Origin of the sequence: Streptomyces sp. 3214.6 (assembly GCF_900129855.1) — a bacterium.
GTDB classification, from domain to species: domain Bacteria; phylum Actinomycetota; class Actinomycetes; order Streptomycetales; family Streptomycetaceae; genus Streptomyces; species Streptomyces soliscabiei.
On sequence record NZ_LT670819.1, the window covers coordinates 7,790,157 to 7,807,848 of the forward strand.

Annotated in this window: 16 protein-coding genes; 10 read left to right on the forward strand and 6 right to left on the reverse strand. The window is 72.1% G+C overall.

Annotated elements, in window-relative coordinates; genetic code table 11:
• Positions 1-64: 64 nt before the first annotated feature.
• Complete coding sequence (locus B5557_RS35255) at positions 65-1,573, reverse strand: DUF4331 domain-containing protein (RefSeq protein WP_079663277.1); 1,509 nt, start codon at positions 1,571-1,573, stop codon at positions 65-67.
• 209 nt (positions 1,574-1,782) lie between these two features.
• On the opposite strand from B5557_RS35255, the gene B5557_RS35260 reads away from it, so the two are divergent.
• The 3 genes from B5557_RS35260 to B5557_RS35270 all read left to right on the forward strand — a co-directional run bounded on the left by B5557_RS35260 (position 1,783) and on the right by B5557_RS35270 (position 3,578).
• Positions 1,783-2,325: a sigma-70 family RNA polymerase sigma factor gene (locus B5557_RS35260; protein WP_079663278.1), complete on the forward strand. Its 543-nt coding sequence runs from the start codon at positions 1,783-1,785 to the stop codon at positions 2,323-2,325.
• A complete protein-coding gene (locus B5557_RS35265; protein WP_079663279.1) occupies positions 2,322-3,170 on the forward strand; it encodes an anti-sigma factor in 849 nt (282 codons plus the stop codon). Before B5557_RS35260 ends, B5557_RS35265 begins: the two co-directional genes overlap by 4 nt.
• A 126-nt stretch (positions 3,171-3,296) precedes the next feature.
• Complete coding sequence (locus B5557_RS35270) at positions 3,297-3,578, forward strand: hypothetical protein (RefSeq protein ID WP_079663280.1); 282 nt, start codon at positions 3,297-3,299, stop codon at positions 3,576-3,578.
• 64 nt (positions 3,579-3,642) lie between these two features.
• Here the strand turns inward: B5557_RS35270 and B5557_RS35275 are convergent, their stop codons facing one another.
• From B5557_RS35275 to hmgA, 4 genes are read right to left on the reverse strand one after another with little or no spacing between them, the layout of a single operon-like run.
• A complete protein-coding gene (locus tag B5557_RS35275; RefSeq protein WP_231976127.1) occupies positions 3,643-4,920 on the reverse strand; it encodes a CaiB/BaiF CoA transferase family protein in 1,278 nt (425 codons plus the stop codon).
• Positions 4,921-4,930: 10 nt separating this feature from the next.
• Entirely contained in the window at positions 4,931-6,103 is a 1,173-nt protein-coding gene (locus B5557_RS35280) for a type ISP restriction/modification enzyme (protein WP_079663281.1), read from the reverse strand.
• A gap of 26 nt (positions 6,104-6,129) precedes the next feature.
• Positions 6,130-6,879 carry a GntR family transcriptional regulator gene (locus B5557_RS35285; RefSeq protein ID WP_079663282.1) on the reverse strand — a complete coding sequence of 250 codons (750 nt, stop codon included), beginning with the start codon at positions 6,877-6,879 and terminating at the stop codon, positions 6,130-6,132.
• A gap of 26 nt (positions 6,880-6,905) precedes the next feature.
• The gene (gene hmgA, locus B5557_RS35290) at positions 6,906-8,246 is read right to left on the reverse strand and encodes a homogentisate 1,2-dioxygenase (protein WP_079663283.1); all 1,341 of its coding nucleotides are present in this window, start codon (positions 8,244-8,246) and stop codon (positions 6,906-6,908) included.
• A gap of 183 nt (positions 8,247-8,429) precedes the next feature.
• On the opposite strand from hmgA, the gene B5557_RS35295 reads away from it, so the two are divergent.
• From B5557_RS35295 to B5557_RS35325, 7 genes are all read left to right on the forward strand, one after another.
• Positions 8,430-9,002 (forward strand): hypothetical protein, encoded by a 573-nt coding sequence (locus tag B5557_RS35295; protein WP_079663284.1) that lies wholly within the window; start codon positions 8,430-8,432, stop codon positions 9,000-9,002.
• 64 nt (positions 9,003-9,066) lie between these two features.
• The gene (locus tag B5557_RS35300) at positions 9,067-9,687 is read left to right on the forward strand and encodes a TetR/AcrR family transcriptional regulator (protein ID WP_079663285.1); all 621 of its coding nucleotides are present in this window, start codon (positions 9,067-9,069) and stop codon (positions 9,685-9,687) included.
• 83 nt (positions 9,688-9,770) lie between these two features.
• Positions 9,771-12,011: a molybdopterin oxidoreductase family protein gene (locus tag B5557_RS35305; protein WP_079663286.1), complete on the forward strand. Its 2,241-nt coding sequence runs from the start codon at positions 9,771-9,773 to the stop codon at positions 12,009-12,011.
• Positions 12,012-12,135: 124 nt separating this feature from the next.
• Positions 12,136-13,578 carry a CitMHS family transporter gene (locus tag B5557_RS35310; protein ID WP_079663287.1) on the forward strand — a complete coding sequence of 481 codons (1,443 nt, stop codon included), beginning with the start codon at positions 12,136-12,138 and terminating at the stop codon, positions 13,576-13,578.
• 28 nt (positions 13,579-13,606) lie between these two features.
• A complete protein-coding gene (locus B5557_RS35315; RefSeq protein WP_079663288.1) occupies positions 13,607-14,857 on the forward strand; it encodes an MFS transporter in 1,251 nt (416 codons plus the stop codon).
• A gap of 104 nt (positions 14,858-14,961) precedes the next feature.
• Complete coding sequence (locus tag B5557_RS35320) at positions 14,962-15,750, forward strand: hypothetical protein (RefSeq protein WP_079663289.1); 789 nt, start codon at positions 14,962-14,964, stop codon at positions 15,748-15,750.
• The gene (locus B5557_RS35325; RefSeq protein ID WP_079663290.1) at positions 15,737-16,456 is read left to right on the forward strand and encodes a class F sortase; all 720 of its coding nucleotides are present in this window, start codon (positions 15,737-15,739) and stop codon (positions 16,454-16,456) included. The genes B5557_RS35320 and B5557_RS35325 overlap by 14 nt, the downstream gene beginning before the upstream one ends.
• 166 nt (positions 16,457-16,622) lie before the next feature.
• On the opposite strand, the gene B5557_RS35330 is transcribed toward B5557_RS35325, so the two are convergent.
• Entirely contained in the window at positions 16,623-17,600 is a 978-nt protein-coding gene (locus tag B5557_RS35330; RefSeq protein ID WP_079665173.1) for a DMT family transporter, read from the reverse strand.
• Between the last annotated feature and the right edge of the window lie 92 nt (positions 17,601-17,692).

Sequence of the window (17,692 nt, forward strand, 5' to 3'; positions counted from 1 at the left end):
CGCGCCGGTCGGTGGGATGGGCCGGGGAGCGCAGGTTTCTCCCCGGCCCGTCTCGCGGGAGGGCCTAGTAGGCTCGCCGCCGCCCGCGCCACCACATCAGCCCACCGCCGATGAGGAGGATGCCCGCCGCGCCGGCGCCCGCGGAGGACGCGATCAGCGTGGTGTTGTCGTCGGAGCCCGTGAGGGCGTCACCGAGCTGGCTCTTGACGTCGGCGCCGCCCTTGGCGGTCGCGCCGCGCGAACCCTCGGTCGGCAGGGCGATGTAGGGGAAGTACTTCTCGAAGTACTTGTCGTTCTTGTCGACCGCGTCGCCCAGGTCGTTCTTGGAACCGACCAGCTCGCCCTCGACGACCTGCAGCGAGGCGTCGATCACGTCGTCGGTGAGGCGGCGGCCGTTCGGGAAGCCGGCGTTGTCACCGTCGAGGACACCGAGCCGCTTGGGGCTTGCGGTGGGCTTGATGGAGGTGTTGAGGCGCAGTTCCTCCGAAGGCGTCACGTACGGCGGCTGGTTGAGGCCCTTGACACCCTTCAGGAACACGTCGACGAGGTCGTTGCGCGGCTCCTTCGGCGCCTTGATCTTGTAGATCGCCTCGATGAGCTTCGGCAGCTCGGGGTTGGTGACGTTCTTCAGGAACTGGCCGTCGTCCTTGGGCTTGGACGCGTTGAACTTGTCCTTGTCCTTGATCGGGTTGACGACCTCGTTGACCAGCGGGTTGCCCAGCCGCGAGACCTGCGTGTAGTAGCCCTCGGCGTTCTGGCGCTGGGTGGTCGACCAGATGCCGACGATCGGCTGGTGCTTCGACTCGGTGATCAGGTCGTTCGGCACCTGAAGGGCGATCGTGTTGACGTTGTAGCCCTTGAGCGTGTCGTTGCCGACCTCGGAGAGGTCACCGCCGTACAGCAGGTCGAAGACGCGCAGGTCGGCGAAGAACGGGTCGTCGGCCTGGCCGGCGAACGTCTTGGCGCCGTTGGACAGCTTGTAGATCGCCTGGTCGCGCAGCTTCGAGTACTTCGGCATCGAGGCCTTGCCCACGTTGGACGGGGCCACCGGCACGTCGTCCGCGAGCTTGGTCTCGTGCTCGACCTTGCCCTTCTTGAGCTTGATCAGCTCCAGGTCGTAGGACTGCGTGACGTTCAGGTCGGGGTCGTACAGGCTGTCGACCACGCCGGTGTTGTAGAGGAACGACTTCCGGTTCTTGACGTTCGTCTTGAAGGTGTAGCGGAAGATCAGGTCTTCCTTGGCGTCGCCGTTGCTGTCGATGCGGACGTCGTACTGGGCGTCCTCGGCGAACTGGTAGAAGTTCGGGCCTCCACCGGGCTCCTCGAAGGGGATGACGTTCGCGATGATGGTCGTCGTGTCCGGGTGGTCCGGGCTGACGAACGCGTAGAGGTCCGAGTTGTCGTACTGCGGGGTCCCCGAGATGAGAGGGGCCTCACGATGGCTGGAGGCGTATGCCGCCCCCGGAGCCAGCGTGGCGGCGCCGGCGGCTGCGAGCCCCCCGGCGGCCAACGCACCGCATATGAGGGTCGCGACGCTCCTGCGTCCGTTGCCGCTCCGCGAGATAGCTGTCATGCCGTCCGTCCTCTGTGCCAACTTGCCTGACGGACAGAGATACGGAGCGGAGGGCGGTTTCGGATTGGTCGAATCCAAAAAACTTTTTCTTTCCTGCTCACCCGCGTTTCGGGCCCGCTGATCCGTACCACCCACCGGAGGTGTGTTCGTTGCGAATGCCTGGTGTGACGGGGCGGCCCGGGTGCGGCGGCCGTAGAGAGGGGGACCGGATGGAGGCGGACGAGCTTCTGGTGCTCGTGGCGCGAGGCGACCAGCATGCGTTCGAACAGCTCTACGCGCTGGTGTCCGGGCCGGTGTTCGGGCTCGTGCGCCGGGTCGTCAGGGATCCCGCGCAGTCGGAGGAGGTCGCCCAGGAGGTGCTCCTGGAGGCCTGGCGCTCCGCCGGCCGCTTCGACCCGAACCGCGGCAGCGCCCTCTCCTGGATCCTCACCCTCGCCCACCGCCGTGCCGTCGACCGGGTACGCAGCGCCCGCGCGGCCGTCGACCGCGAGCAGCGCGAAGGCCGGCGCTACCACGACCCCGCCTTCGACCAGGTGGCCGAGGAGGTCGAGGCCGGCCTGGAGCGCCAGTTGGTTCGCCGCTGCCTGGGCCGGCTGACGGCGCTTCAGCGTCAGTCCGTCACGCTGGCCTACTACGACGGCTACACGTACCGTGAAGTGGCCGACCAGCTCTCGCTGCCGCTCGGCACGGTGAAGACACGGATGCGTGACGGGCTCACGCGACTGCGCGAGTGCCTGGGAGGGGCCGCATGAGTGTGCTCGGCCTGTTTCGCCGCGAGGATGTGCACTCGCTGGCCGCTCCCTACGCGCTCGACGCCCTCGACGCCGACGAGCGCCGCCGGTTCGAGAAGCACCTGAAGGGCTGCGACCGTTGCTCCGACGAGGTGCGGACACTGGCCGAGGACGCCGTCCGGCTCGCCTGGTCCCAGGCGGCGCCGCCGCCGGCCGCGATGCGTGACCGGGTGCTGGCCGCCGTCCAGAGAACCCCTCAGGAGACCTCGCGGGCGCCGGTGCGGGAGCACTCGCCCCAACTGCCCCCGCACGTCTGGGGCACGCAGCCGCCGCCCAAACGCTCCGGGGGTTCCTCCCACGCGTTCAGCCGTGGGGGAGCGCCTCGTGCGCGCCGTCGGCTCTTCGCGCCGCTCGCCACCGCCACCGCCGCCGCGGCCCTCGTCGTCGCCTCCCTTTTCGCCGTCCAGGTCGGCCGGACTCAGGACCAGTTGGACGCCGAGCGCGCCCAGTCACGTGAGATCGCCCACGTTCTCGCGGCTCCGGACGCGCGGGCGAGTACCGGCAAGGACACCCGGGGCCGCAGTATCGGAGTGATCGCCTCCGCTTCGGAGGCGCAGGCGGTCGTCACCTTGAGCGGATACGAGGGCCTGCCTGCCGGGCAGGTGCATCAGCTGTGGCTCATGCGCCCTGGCGCGCAACCGCGCTCCCTCGGGCTCTTCGACGGCGACACGCCCTTGGTCGCCACCGGTCTCGACAAGGCGGCGACGTCACTCGCTGTCACCGTCGAGCCCGACGGGGGATCGCCGCAGCCCACCACGAAGCCGGTTGTCCAACTCACCCTGAAATCGGTTGGATTCGGAGAGTGATCGGAGAGGAGTCGTCAACCCCCTTATGGGGAAGGTGAATCCTGTGAGCTCGATACACGTGTGCCTCGACGGGGCGATAGGGTTACCCTGCCCGGGCCGGGTGGACTCGTACGGGTGGGGAGTGACATGGAACAGATAACGATGCGCAGCAGGGCGAGGGTCCCTGCGATCACCTGCGGGAGCAGCGCGACCAGTTCGCGCCTGGACCGCCATCTCTCGGTGCTGGCGGGCCCCGCCATACCACAGCGGGAGACGGTCGAGGCGACCTCGCTCATGCGGGAGCTGACCGCACGTGAGCCCGTGCGCGACCGTGGCCCCAAGGCGACGCGGGCACGGGTGAGCCGCGTCTCGCTCTTCGCGCCCCTGCGCCGACTGCGCCGCTCACTGTTCGGCGGCAACAAGCACTGACCGGCCGGCACGTCCTCGTGTACTGAACGTGCACGGAACGCGCCGAACGTACTGAGTCCCGCGCTCAGGCGGCCACACCGTCCCGGCGCAGCGCTGCGATCTCCTCGTCCGTCATCCCCACGGCACGCAGCACTGCATCGGTGTGCTCCCCGAGCGCGGGCACGTCCCCCATGCGCGCCTCCTCCCCGCCCGGCAGCGTGATCGGGGGCAGCAGCGCCCGCAACGGCCCGACCGGCGTCCCCACCTCCCGCCACCGGTCACGGGCCGCCAGCTGCGGATGCTCCGCCAGCTCGGGCAGATCCCTCAGGCGTGCGCATGCGATCCCCGCGCCCTCCAGCCGCGCCAGCGCCTCGTCCGTGCCCAGCGCGGCCAGCGCCGACGCCACCAGCGCGTCCGTGCGATCTCGGTGCGCCACCCGTGCCGCGTTCGTCGCATATGCCGGGTCCGTTCCCAACTCGGGCCGTCCGACGACCTGTTCCGCCAGCCGCCGCCACTCCCGGTCGTTCTGCACGGACAGCAGCACCCGCCCGCCGTCGGCGGTGAAGTAGGCGTCGTAGGGCGCGATCACGGCATGTGCGAGACCGGTGCGGGCCGGGGGAGTGCCCCCGTGCATGGCGTGGTGCAGCGGATGCCCCATCCACTCGGCCAACGCATCCAGCATCGACACCTGCACCGGGCCGCCCCGCCCGGTCGTGCCCCGCCGCAGCAGCGCCGCCAGGACGCCCGAGAAGGCGTACATGGCCGCCGCGATGTCCGCCGCCGGGATCCCCGCCTTCACCGGCTGCTCGGGCGTCCCGGTCACCGACACCAGCCCCGCCTCGCACTGCACGAGCATGTCGTAGGCCCGCTTGTCCGCGTACGGCCCGCTCGCCCCGTACCCGGAGATGTCCACGGCGACCAGCCGCGGGTGCGCCGCGCACAGGGTGGCCGCGTCCAGACCGAGGCGGGCCGCCGCCCCCTGCGCGAGGTTCTGCACGAACACGTCCGCGTCCGCGACCAGCCGCCGTACGACGTCCAGGCCCCGTGGGTCCTTGAGATCCAGGGCGAGGGACTCCTTGCCGCGGTTGCACCACACGAAGTGCGAGGCGAGACCGCCCGCGGCGGTGTCGTAGCCACGGGCGAAGTCACCGCCGTCGATCCGCTCGACCTTGATCACCCGCGCCCCGAGATCGGCGAGCTGCCGGGTGGCGAACGGCGCCGCGACGGCCTGCTCGACGGCGACGACGGTGAGGCCCTCCAGGGGCAGCGGCAGGGGAGACGGCTGAGGAGACGGCTGAGGAGACGGCTGGGGAGACGGCTGGGGAGCGGACGCGGGTGGCGGGAGCTGGTCCATGGGGTCCATGGGGTGGATGCTAGATCAGCGCGAACTGGCCCTCCGGGCCCTCCTCGTGGTGGTCCAGGACCGTCGCCGGGCGGCGTGCCGAGTCCGCGACCGGCAGCACGCCCGCCGCGCGCAGCTCCGCCGCCGTGACCGCGTCCGGCTCCGCCGTCTCCAACTCCTCGCGTCGCGCGCCGACGTCCGCCAGCAGCGCCAACACCGTGATGAGCTCCAGGAGTTCGGAGGTCCACGACTGCTGCCAGGTCGCCGGGCGGATCGCGGCCAGCGTGCCCGGCCCGGCCTCCTGCGCGGTCCGCGCCGTGAACCACCGCTCCAGGACCCGCTCGCCCGTGTCCGTCTCGAAGTCCCAGGCCTCGGGCGGGACCGGGGAGACCCGGCCCTCGTCCAGGTGGAGGGCCTCCTCGTCGCGGTCGTAGTGCAGGGTGAGAGGGCGGGCCGGGAGCGGGGCGCGGACGTAGGGGCGGCGGCCGCCGGGCAGCTTGGGGCGCTCGCCGTCCCGGCGCAGCAGCCACAGCGCGCGGTGGCCCGACTCGACGCCACGTGCCCAGAGTTCGCGGTCCCCGGTGAGCGGGACGGTGAGATCGGGGCGGACGGCGCTCAGGGTCCACGCCAGGAAGTCCACCGGATCGGGGGAGTGGCCGAGCCGCCGCCCGAGCCGGTCCAGCAGGCCCGGCGCCAGGTTCGGCTCCCTGCCGCCCGGCCGCCGGTACAGCGGGCGGATGCGGCCCGGGCGCAGAAGGGGAAGCAGGGAGGTCGCGAGCAGCGGCCACCCGGGGCTCTGGGGCGTCTCGACCACGAACACCTGTGCGTCGTCCGCCACCCGCCAGAGCTCCGGGCGGGCCGCGTCGATCAGCCGGTGGTCGGGGATGAGCCACTGCTCGTCGAAGGGCGCCGCCAGCACCCGCACGGGCTCCGGGCAGGGGCCGAAGGCGCGGACGAGCCGCTCCGTGCCGCCGCCGGCCCGGCCCGGGAGCTGCCCGACCGCGGTGTGCAGGGTGCGGGCGCGGGTCGGCTCGAACAGGGTCTCGCGCTCGTCGCCCTCGGCCTTCACCAGGGTGTCCCAGCGGGCTTTCAGGGACGTCGGATCGGGCGCCGTCGGCCACCCCCGGCCGAGCCGCGGCGGTGCGACGGACCACGGCATGAGGTCCGCCAGCGGCGGAGCGTCGTCGTGCGTCACGCGTGGCATGGTACGACGGCTCCCCGGAGGGCGGGTCACGTCGCGTCGAGGGTGACCGTGAAGGAGAAACGGTCGCCGCGGTAGTGGATGACGGCCGCGTCCAGGACCCGCCCCGCCGCGTCGTAAGTGACGCCCGTGTAGTGCAGGATCGGGCTCAGCAGCGGGACCCGCAGCAGCCGGGCGGTCTCCGGGTCCGCGAGCCGGGCCTCGACCGTGTCCGTGATCCGGCTGATGTCCGCGCCCACGACGTCCCGCAGCACCTTCGTCATGGGCCAGCGGACCAGGTCGTCGGGGTCGATGCGGTCGGCGAGTTCGGGACGGACGTAGTTGCGGGCGTGGTTGGTGGGCTCGCCGGTCTCCTCGTCGCTTCTGAGGCGGTGATAGGTCGCCACCTCGGCGAGGTCCGGGAAATGCTCGGCGACCTCGGCGGGGACGGCCGCGCGGCCGTGCGCGAGGAGCTGCGTGGCCATGCCGGACTGCTGGGCCACGATCGCGTCGACCGAGCCGAGCAGCCGGACCGGGGCGCCGCGCTGCGCGGTCGGCTCGATGAACGTGCCGCGCCGCCGGTGCCGGGTGATCAGTCCTTCGGCCTCCAGTTCCTTCAGCGCCTGCCGCATGGTCAGCACGCTCACCCCGTAGTGCCCCGCCAACTGCTCCTCGGTGGGCAGCCGGAGCGGATCCCGGGGCGAGCGGCCGAGTATCGAGGCGCGCAGCGACTGCGACACCTGGTACCAGAGCGGCAGCTTGCGGGTGAGGACGATCGAGTCCGGGGCGAAGGAGGTCACGGGCTATCCGTACCGGTCGGCACCGTTCAGTGCAATGTGCTGTCGGACGGACGGAAGTGGCGTTCGAGGCCCTGCCAGACGTCGTCGTAGCACGGTTGCAGATGGTCCGCACGGGCCGCCTGCGGGGTGAGGGTGAGCGGCCAGCGCGTCTCGAACATGAACGCCAGCCCGTCGTCGATCTTCTGCGGCTTCAGCTCGGCGGTGCTCGCCCGGTCGAACGTCTCCCGGTCCGGGCCGTGCGCCGACATCATGTTGTGCAGCGAGCCGCCGCCCGGCACGAAGCCTCCCTTTCCGGCCGTCTTGGCGTCGTACGCGCCCTCGATCAGGCCCATGTACTCGCTCATCACGTTCCGGTGGAAGTACGGCGGCCGGAAGGTGTCCTCGCCGACCAGCCAGCGGGGGGCGAAGACCACGAAGTCCACGCCGGCGAGGCCGGGGGTGTCGGACGGGGACGTCAGCACCGTGAAGATCGACGGGTCGGGGTGGTCGTGCGAGATGGACCCGATGACGTTGAAGCGGCGCAGGTCGTACACGTACGGCACATGGGTGCCGTGCCAGGCGACGACATCGAGCGGGGAGTGGCCGTAGGTCGCGCCCCAGAGGTGGCCGCAGAACTTGTTGACGACCTCCACCGGGCCCTCGACGTCCTCGTACGCGGCGACGGGCGCCCGGAAGTCGCGAGCGTTCGCGAGGCCGTTGGCGCCGATCGGGCCGAGGTCGGGGAGGCGGAACGGGGCGCCGTAGTTCTCGCAGACGTAACCGCGCGCCGAGGCGTCCAGGAGGTCGACGCGGAAGCGGACCCCGCGCGGGATCAGCGCCACCTCGCCGGGCTCGGCGTGCAGCAGCCCGAACTCCGTGCGCAGCAGCAGCCCGCCCCGCTCGGGGACGATCAGCAGCTCGCCGTCGGCGTCGCTGAAGACGCGGTCCATCGAGGCGTTCGCGTGGTACAGGTGCACGGCCATGCCGGTGCGCTGGGCGGCGTCGCCGTTGCCGCCGAGGGTCCACATTCCGGCCAGGAAGTCCGTGCCGGCGGACGGCTCGGGCAGGGGATCCCAGCGCAGCCGGTTCGGGTCGGGGACCGTCTGCGTGAACGGCCCGGTGCGCAGCGCGCCGTCGCCGAGCTGGGCGAACGCCGGGTGCGCGGCCGACGGGCGGATCCGGTAGAGCCAGGACCGGCGGTTGTGGGCGCGCGGCTCGGTGAACGCGGTGCCGCTGAGCTGCTCCGCGTACAGGCCGAGGGGGGCGCGCTGCGGCGAGTTGCGGCCCTCGGGCAGGGCGCCGGGGGCGGCCTCGGAGACGTGCTCGTTGCCGAACCCGCAGAGGTAGGTCAGCCCCTCGGCCGTCTTGCGTGCGTCCCCGCTGCTCATCGTCGCTCCCTTGCGCGCTGATTCCTATGCATCACCGTAGGATTGCGTTTTCAGGGATGCAAGGGGGCCGCCGGTCATCCTCCGATCCTCCTCGGGTCCTCCTCTTGGAGGACGATCACGGCACGGCCAGAACCAGACTCCAGGGGGATCCGCGTGTCGGACCGGTGCTCTAGTGTCCCGAGCATGTCGTGGACGCGTGCCCTCCCCGCCGCGCTCGCGGTCTGTGTCCTGCTGCTGACCGGATCCGTGGGCTGCGGCTCCAGTGGTACCCACGGGCAGGGGACCGTGGCGTCGCCCTCGCCCGTGGGCAAGGTGCTGGACCACACGGACGACGACGGGCGCCACTACCGCGAGGTCGCGAAGAAGGGGGCGCCCGAGGTCGGCGTGGAGGTCCAACCGGACGCCGACGGCGGCTGGGACGTGCGCCTGAAACTGGCCCATTTCCGCTTCTCGCCCGCAGGGGCGCCGCAGAAGGCGGCCACCGGCCGCGGCATCGCCCGGCTCTACGTCGACGACCGGCAGATCGCCGACCTGCGGGGCCCGGCGTACCGCATCCCGGCCGGCTTCCTCCCGCACGGCACGCACGAGGTCACCGCCCGCCTCTACGCGGACGACGGCACGGTGTGGGCGGTGGACGGCAAGCCGGTGCAGGCCACGGCGGACGTCACGGAGTCGCAGCCGTCGCCCGCCGGGTCCCCGAGCGGATCGCCGACCGGATCGGCGACCGGGTCCCGGACCGGATCGCCGTCGCCGTGAGTGCATCAGGCATCTTTCTCCGTACCCGGGGGCGAGGTTCACCAGGCAGCGGCGGAAAGGCATCATGAAGTCCGTGCCCCAAGCGACATCGCTTCGTCGTGCGCCCGTGCAGCGGCGCAGCGCCGAACGGCTGACCAGAATCCTCGACGCCTGCGCCGACCTGCTGGACGAGGTCGGCTACGACGCCCTGAGCACCCGCGCCGTCGCCGAGCGCGCCGGTGTCCCCATCGGCTCCGTCTACCGCTTCTTCGGCAACAAGCGGCAGATGGCCGACGCGCTCGCGCAGCGCAACCTGGAGCGCTACTCCGAGCGCGTCACCGACCGCCTGAAGGGGGCCGGGAGCGGGGCGGACTGGCGGGCCGCGATGGACGCCGTGCTGGACGAGTACCTGGCCATGAAGCGCACCGCGCCCGGCTTCTCCCTCGTCGACTTCGGCAACCAGATCCCGGTCGGCGCCCGGCACGCCGAACCCAACCACCGGGTCGCCGACCGCCTCACCGAGCTGCTCTCCGGCTACCTCGGCCGCGAGGTGGACGACGATCTGCGCCGCACCTTCCTGATCGCCGTGGAGGCCGCGGACACCCTCGTCCACCTGGCCTTCCGGGTGGATCCGGAGGGTGACACGAAGGTGATCGACGAGACGCGGGAGCTGCTGCGGGCGTATCTGGCGCGGACGCTGGACTGACGGACGCGGCCGACCCCCTCCCCCTCGTTCATACCGGTCGGTATGCTCACCGGGAGAAGGCAACGCCGCCCCCAGGAGGACCCGTGTCCCGCACCGCCCTGCGAATCTGTCCCCTGTGCGAGGCCACCTGCGGGCTGACCCTCACCATCGAGGGGACGACGGTCACCGGCGCCCGCGGCGACCGGGAGGACGTCTTCAGCAAGGGTTTCATCTGCCCCAAGGGCGCCTCCTTCGGCGCCGTCGACAGCGACCCCGACCGGCTGCGGACACCCCTCGTACGCCGGGACGGGGAGCTGCGCGAGGCCACCTGGGAGGAGGCCTTCGACGCGGTCGCCGCCGGGATCCGCCCGGTGGTCGAACGCTACGGGCCGAACTCCGTCGGCATCGTTCTCGGCAACCCCAACGTGCACACCATGGCCGGCGCGCTCTACCCGCCCGTCCTGATCGCGGGCCTCGGCACCCGCAGCCTCTTCACCGCCTCCACCGTCGACCAGATGCCCAAGCACGTCTCCAGCGGCCTGCTCTTCGGCGACGCGAACGCGATCCCGGTGCCGGACCTCGACCACACCGACCACCTCCTGCTCATCGGCGCCAACCCCCTGGAATCCAACGGGAGTCTGTGCACCGCCCCCGACTTCCCCGGCAAACTCAAGGCGCTCAAGGCCCGCGGCGGCACCCTCACCGTCATCGACCCGCGCCGCACCCGCACCGCGAAGCTCGCCGACCGCCACATCGAGATCCGGCCGGGCACGGACGCACTGCTCCTCGCCGCCATGGCACAGGTGCTGTTCGAGGAACTCCTCGTCGCCCCCGGCGAGTTGACCCCGCACCTCGAAGGCCTCGACGAACTCGCCGAATCCGTACGGGAGTTCACTCCCGAAGCGGTCGCGGGCGCCTGCGACGTGGAGGCCCCGCTCATCCGCGCCCTCGCCCGCGAACTCGCCGCCGCACCCACCGCCGCCGTCTACGGCCGCATCGGCAGCTGCACGGTCCCGTACGGCACCCTCGCCAGCTGGCTCGTCGACGTCCTCAACATCCTCACCGGCAACCTGGACCGGCCCGGCGGCGCGCTCTTCCCGCAGGCCGCCACCGACCGCACCCCCCGCCCGGCCGGGCCCGGCCACGGCTTCCAGCTCGCGCGCTGGCACTCCCGGGTCAGCCGGCACCCCGAGGCGAAGGGCGAGTTGCCGCTGTCCGCGCTCGCCGAGGAGATCGACACTGCGACCGAGGAGGGCGAGCCGATCCGAGCGCTCGTCGCGGTCGCCGCCAACCCCGTGCTGTCCGCCCCGGACGGCGACCGGCTCGACAAGGCGCTCGACTCCCTCGACTTCATGGTCAGCGTCGACCCGTACCTGAACGAGACCTCGCGCCACGCCGACGTCGTGCTGCCCCCGCCGCCGCCCTCGCAGAGCCCGCACCACGACTTCGCCTTCAACACCCTCGCCGTACGCAACCAGGTCCGCTACAACCGCCCGGCCGTCCCGCTGGAGCCCGGCCGGATGGCCGAGACCGAGATCCTCGCCCGGCTGACCCTGGCCGCCACCGGCATGCACGGCGCCGACCCGGCCGCCGTCGACGACCTGGTCATCGGCCAGACCCTCGGCAAGGCCGTCAAGGAAGCACACTCACCCGTGCACGGCCGCGACCCACGGGAACTCGCCGCCCTGCTCACCGGCGTCAGCGGCCCCGAGCGCCGCCTCGACATGATGCTGCGCCTCGGCCCCTACGGCGACGGCTTCGGCGCCCGCCCCGACGGCCTGAGCCTCGCCGAACTGCTGGAGCACCCGCACGGCATCGACCTCGGACCGCTTCAGCCCCGGCTGCCGCAGCCGCTGAAGACGCCCAGCGGACGCATCGAGCTGCTCCCGCAGCCGATCGTCGACGATCTCCCGCGCCTGCGCGAGGGTCTGCGGTGGCGGCCGGACGGGCTCGTCCTCGTCGGGCGGCGCCATCTGCGGTCCAACAACAGCTGGATGCACAACGTCCCCGCCCTCACCGGCGGCACCAACCGCTGCACCCTGCACATCCATCCCGAGGACGCCGAGCGGCTGGGCGTCGAGAACGGCTCCCGGGTGCGGGTGAAGGGCGCCGGGGGCGAGGTGGTCGCGCCCGCCGAGGTCACCGACGGCGTGCGGCGGGGTGTGGTGAGCCTCCCGCACGGCTGGGGCCACGACCGGCCCGGCACCCGGCTGAGCCATGCCGCCGCCGACCCCGGAGTCAACGTCAACCAGCTCCTCGACGGCACTCTCCTGGACCCGCTGTCGGGCAACGCGGTCCTCAACGGTGTGCCCATCGAGGTCTCGGCGATCATCACAAAGCCGTGACCTGGAGTTTTGCGCTTATTGCTCGCGCATCAACGTCTTGTTAACACCGTTTGAACAGACCTAACGTCAACGCACCGCCGACCCCCAGGTGGGATGTTCAAGGGCGAACGTTAGGTATCCACTCATGTTGACCATCCTCGGCTTCGCCATGATCGCGACCTTCCTGGTCCTGATCATGCTGAAGAAGATGTCGCCGATCGCGGCGCTCGTGTTGATCCCGGCACTGTTCTGCGTCTTCGTCGGGAAGGGCGCCAAGCTCGGTGACTACGTCATCGACGGCGTCACCAGCCTCGCCCCGACGGCGGCGATGCTCATGTTCGCGATCGTCTACTTCGGTGTGATGATCGATGTCGGCCTCTTCGACCCGATCGTTCGGGGCATTCTGAAGTTCTGCAAGGCCGACCCGCTCCGCATCGTCGTCGGCACGGCGCTGCTCGCCGCGATCGTCTCCCTCGACGGCGACGGCTCCACCACCTTCATGATCACCGTCTCGGCGATGTACCCGCTGTACAAGCGCCTGAAGATGAGCCTGGTCGTGATGACCGGTGTGGCCGCCATGGCCAACGGCGTGATGAACACGCTGCCCTGGGGCGGCCCGACCGCCCGCGCCGCCACCGCGCTGAAGCTGGACGCCAGCGACATCTTCGTGCCGATGATCCCGGCCCTGGCCGTGGGCCTGCTCTTCGTGTTCGCCCTGTCCTACGTCCTCGGCCGCCGCGAGCGCACCCGGCTCGGCGTGCTCACGCTGGACGAGGTCCTCGTCGAGGAGAAGATCGAGGAGAAGGCCGAGGAGAAGGTCGAGCGGACGGAGACCGTCCTCGTGGGCGCCGGTGGGTCCGGCGGTTCCGGCGCCGCCAAGGGCGCCGCCCCGGCCGCCGGTTCCGGCGCCGCCGCCCTCGGTGACGACGACGAGCCCGACGACGGCTTCCAGGGCCTCGACCCGCACCGCGCCACCCTGCGTCCCAAGCTGTACTGGTTCAACGCCCTGCTCACGGTGGCGCTGCTGACTGCCATGATCATGGAGTGGCTGCCGATCCCGGTGCTGTTCCTGCTCGGCGCCGCGCTCGCCCTCACCGTCAACTTCCCGCACATCCCGGACCAGAAGGCCCGGCTCGCCGCCCACGCCGAGAACGTCCTGAACGTCTCCGGCATGGTCTTCGCCGCCGCCGTCTTCACCGGTGTGCTCAAGGGCACCGGCATGGTCGACCACATGGCCAAGTGGATGGTGGACAACATCCCGGACGGCATGGGCCCGCACATGGCGATCGTCACCGGCGTCCTGAGCCTTCCGCTCACCTACTTCATGTCGAACGACGGCTTCTACTTCGGTGTCCTGCCGGTCCTCGCCGAGGCCGGCGCCGCCCACGGAGTCACGCCGCTGGAGATGGCCCGCGCCTCGCTCGTCGGCCAGCCCCTGCACATGTCGAGCCCGCTGGTCCCGGCCGTCTACGTCCTCGTCGGCATGGCGAAGGTCGAGTTCGGCGACCACACGCGGTTCGTGGTGAAGTGGGCGGCGCTGACCTGCCTGGTGATCCTCGGCGCAGGCCTGCTGTTCGGGATCATCTGACCCGTCCGCCGAGCAACTGGAGGAACTTGTGAGGCCCGGCAGGAACCGCGGCTGGCTGCTCCGTCTCGTCATCGCCTTCGGCTTCGCGCAGGGGGCGGTGTCGATGGCCAGGCCCGCCGTCTCCTACCGGGCCCTCGCCCTCGGCGCGGACGAGCGGGCGATCGGCGTCATCGCGGGCGTGTACGCGCTGCTTCCGCTCTTCGCCGCCGTCCCGCTCGGCCGCCGCACCGACCACGGCCGCTGCGCACCCCTGCTGCCCGTCGGCGTGGTGCTCATCTCCGGCGGCTGTGTGCTGAGCGGTCTCGCGGACTCCCTGTGGGCGATGGCGCTGTGGAGCGGGGTGATGGGACTCGGCCACCTCTGCTTCGTCATCGGCTCCCAGTCGCTCGTCGCCCGCCAGTCCGCGCCGCACGAACAGGACCGCAACTTCGGCCACTTCACCATCGGCGCGTCCCTCGGCCAACTGGTCGGTCCCATCGCGGCCGGAGCGCTCATCGGGGGCGACGACATGGCGGGCAGCAGCGCGCTCGCCCTGCTCGTCGCGGGGGCGGGCTGCGCGGCCGCGTTCACCTCGCTGTGGCGCATCGAGCACCGCGACAGCACCCCCAAGTCCCGTACGGCGCAAGGCGATCGCATCCCCGTCGGACGCATCCTGCACACCCGGGGCGTCCCCGCCGGCATCCTGATCAGCCTCTCCGTGCTGTCCGCGACCGACATCCTCACCGCCTATCTGCCGGTGGTCGGCGAACACCGGGGCATCGCGCCGTCGGTCGTCGGCGTCCTGCTCAGCGTCCGCGCGGCCGCCTCCATAGCCTGCCGGCTGGTCCTCACCCCACTGCTGCGGCTGCTGGGCCGGACGCTGCTGCTCACCGTGACCTGTCTGCTGGCGGCCCTGCTCTGCGCGGGGATCGCGCTGCCGGTGCCGGTCTGGGCGCTCGGGGTGATCCTCGCGGTGCTCGGGTTCTGCCTCGGCGTCGGGCAGCCGCTGTCCATGACGACGGTCGTCCAGGCGGCCCCGGACGGCGCCCGGTCCACCGCCCTCGCGCTGCGGCTCACCGGCAACCGGCTCGGCCAGGTCGCCGCGCCCGCTGCCGCCGGGCTGGTGGCCGGGGTCGCGGGCGTGGCCGCGCCGTTCGTGATGCTGGGGGCGCTGTTGCTGCTGTCGTCGGGGGTGGCGCTGCGCTCGCCGGGGGATCCGGGAGGGGAGGGCGGAGGGGACGGCGACCGGCGGCCCGGGCGGCGGCCGCGGTCGGGGTTGCGCCGGTCGAGCGATGTCTGACGGCGCGTCGGGCGGCGCTCCCACAGTCGGGGGCGTCGATGTGAAAGAGAGTCAGGTGCAAAGAACGATTTGTATGAAAATCGTCCTGACTCGGAGGAATGCGCATGTCCAGCTCGACGCTCCCGCCCGCCCTCGGCTCCCGCCTCGGCGTCACGGCTCTCACGGTGCTCGCCGCGGCCGGATTCACCTGCCTCTCGGCACCCACCGCCGTGGCCGTGGGGGAGGCAGGCGACATCAGGATCCACCGTGAGCAGGTACCGCCCGGCGTCTCCAAGGACGACCCGGTGGCCTGCCGGTTCTACCTCGACGCCGCCAACTTCGGCGAGCTGACCACCGTCGCCTACACCATCAAGGCGCGGCCCCCGGCGCCCGACACCGCCACGGTGACCGGCAACATCGCCCTGACCGACGGCGCCGGGCACACCGACACGTTGGGGCTGGCCGAAGGGTCGTACACGCTCGAATGGAGCATCGCCGCCGTCCCGGGCACGCCCGCGGTGCCCTCGCCCAAGGTGAAGGTCTTCAAGATCAACTGCAAGGAGAACCAGGCCGACGGGATCAAGCACGACGCGAACCAGGGTCCGAACCGTCCGATCACGGACGACGGCCGTGAGGCCGTGGGCCCGAACAGCCAGGGCGGCGGCCAGAGCGGCGGCGGCCAGAGCGGCAGCGGCCAGAGCGGCCGGGGCCAGGACGACCGTCAGCAGGGCGGCGGCACCTGGAGCGGTGAGAAGGGCGGCCCCGAGGGCGGCGTCCACGCCGGCGGCGGCGGCCTCGCCGACACCTCCGCCTCCTTCACCCCGCTGGCCGGCGCCGCGGCCGTCGGGCTGGCGGCCGTGGGCTCGGTCGCGTACTTCCGACTGATCCGTCGGCGCAACCATGGCGCCGCGTAGGCGCGCACGCAGGCCCTGGCACCGGACCCGCGCCTTTCGCCTCACCAGGACGGCCGTGCTCGCGGTCGTCCTGGTGACGGTCGGGGTCCGGTGCGGTGGGCCCGACGCACCGGTCGCACCGGCGCGGGCCGGCGCGGCGGCGTCCGACGGGACGCCCGGCGACCCGGCCCCCGGGGGCGGCGCGGACGAAGAGGGCCGCGACGCGGGCGAGAAGCCGGCCGAGCGCCCCAAGTCGCCTCCGCGCCCGCTGCCCCGGTCCCCGGCGACCACCCTGCGCGTGCCGTCCCTGGGCATCGACGCGCCGATCGTGCCCCTGCGGCTCGGCCCCGACCGGCACCTCGGCACCCCGCCGCTCGACAAGCCCAAGCTCGTCGGCTGGTACGCGGGCGGCCCGACCCCGGGGGAGCGGGGTACCGCCGTCGTCGTCGGGCATCGCGACACCAAGACCGGCCCTGCGGTTTTCGCCGGCCTCGCGCGCGTGCCCCGGGGCGCCCGGATCGAGGCCCGGCGGGCCGACGGCCGCACCGCCGTCTACACCGTCGACCGGGTGCGGGTCTTCGACAAGGACACCTTCCCCGACAAGGAGGTGTACGGCCCGAGCAAGCGCCCCGAGCTGCGCGTACTCACCTGCGGCGGCCTCTTCCGACGGGCCACGGGATACACCAGCAACGTCGTCGTCTTCGCCCATCTGACGGCGACCCGCTGACCCGGTGCCGGACCGTCCCGCCCGCGGCGTCCGGGTCGTGGAACGGCTGTCGCTGGACATATCCACTGAAAGAAATGGGAACGTTGTTCACCCCCCTGCCCCGTTCGCGCAGTCGGGCGTGGGCCGGGAGCTCGGACCGTCAGTCCGTCCTGCGGGCCGGGCCCGTTCACGCCGGGTCCGACGCGCTTTCCGGTCGCGGCTGCGGAATCTCCTTCGCCTCCTCTGCCGCCGGCGGCGTACGCGGCTTCGACCGCGACACCGCCACCCCCGCCAGACACAGCGCCCCGCCCGCCAGGGTCAGTGGCCCCGGCACCTCGCCCAGTACCAGCCACGACATCAGGACGACCAGCGCGGGCACCGCGTACGTGGTCGCTCCCATACGGCTCGCGGTCGTTCGGGCCAGTGCGTACGCCCACGTGGTGAAGGCCAGCGCGGTCGGGAAGACGCCGAGGTAGACCATGTCGAGCGTCGCGGAGAGCGGCGCGTCGGCCGCCTCGCGCACCAGCTGCCCCGCGAACGGCAGACACATCACCGCCCCGACCAGACACCCGAACGTCGTCACCTGCAGCACGCTCGCCCGGCCCAGGGCGGGCTTCTGCGCGACGACCCCGCAGGCGTAGCCGACCGCGGCGAGCAGGCACAGCACCACCCCGAGCACCGACGACCCGCCCCCGCCCGACATCGACAGCCCCACCGCGACCGCGCCGGCGAACGACACCGCCATCCCCGCCAGCAGCCGGGGCGGCATCACATCACCGAGCAGCCGCGCGCCGAGCAACGCGACGAGGATCGGGCCGATGTTGACCACCAGGGCCGCCGTCCCCGCGTCCACCCGCTGCTCGCCCCAGTTGAGCGCGACCATGTAGAACCCGAACCACAGCACGCCCGACACGGCGATCCCGCGCCACGCGGACCTCGGCGGCCACCCCTCCCGCCGTACCGCCCAGATGACGCCCAGCACCACCCCGCCGCAGACCAGCCGCCCGAGCGCCAGCGCCCCCGGCGAGTACGCGTCGCCCGCGCTGCGGATCGCCACGAACGCGGAGGCCCACAGCACGACGGTGACCGCGGCGGCCCCGGCGGCGAGCAACTCCGTACGACGGACGGTACGACGGGCAGGGCGGGTGGTCGTCGAGACGTGCATCATGCTCCAGAGGCTAAGAGGGAAAGGGGTGCCGGGCTCGCGGATTTCGGACCGGCATTGTGGGCACGTCACCTGCTGCTGCCCGGTGACCC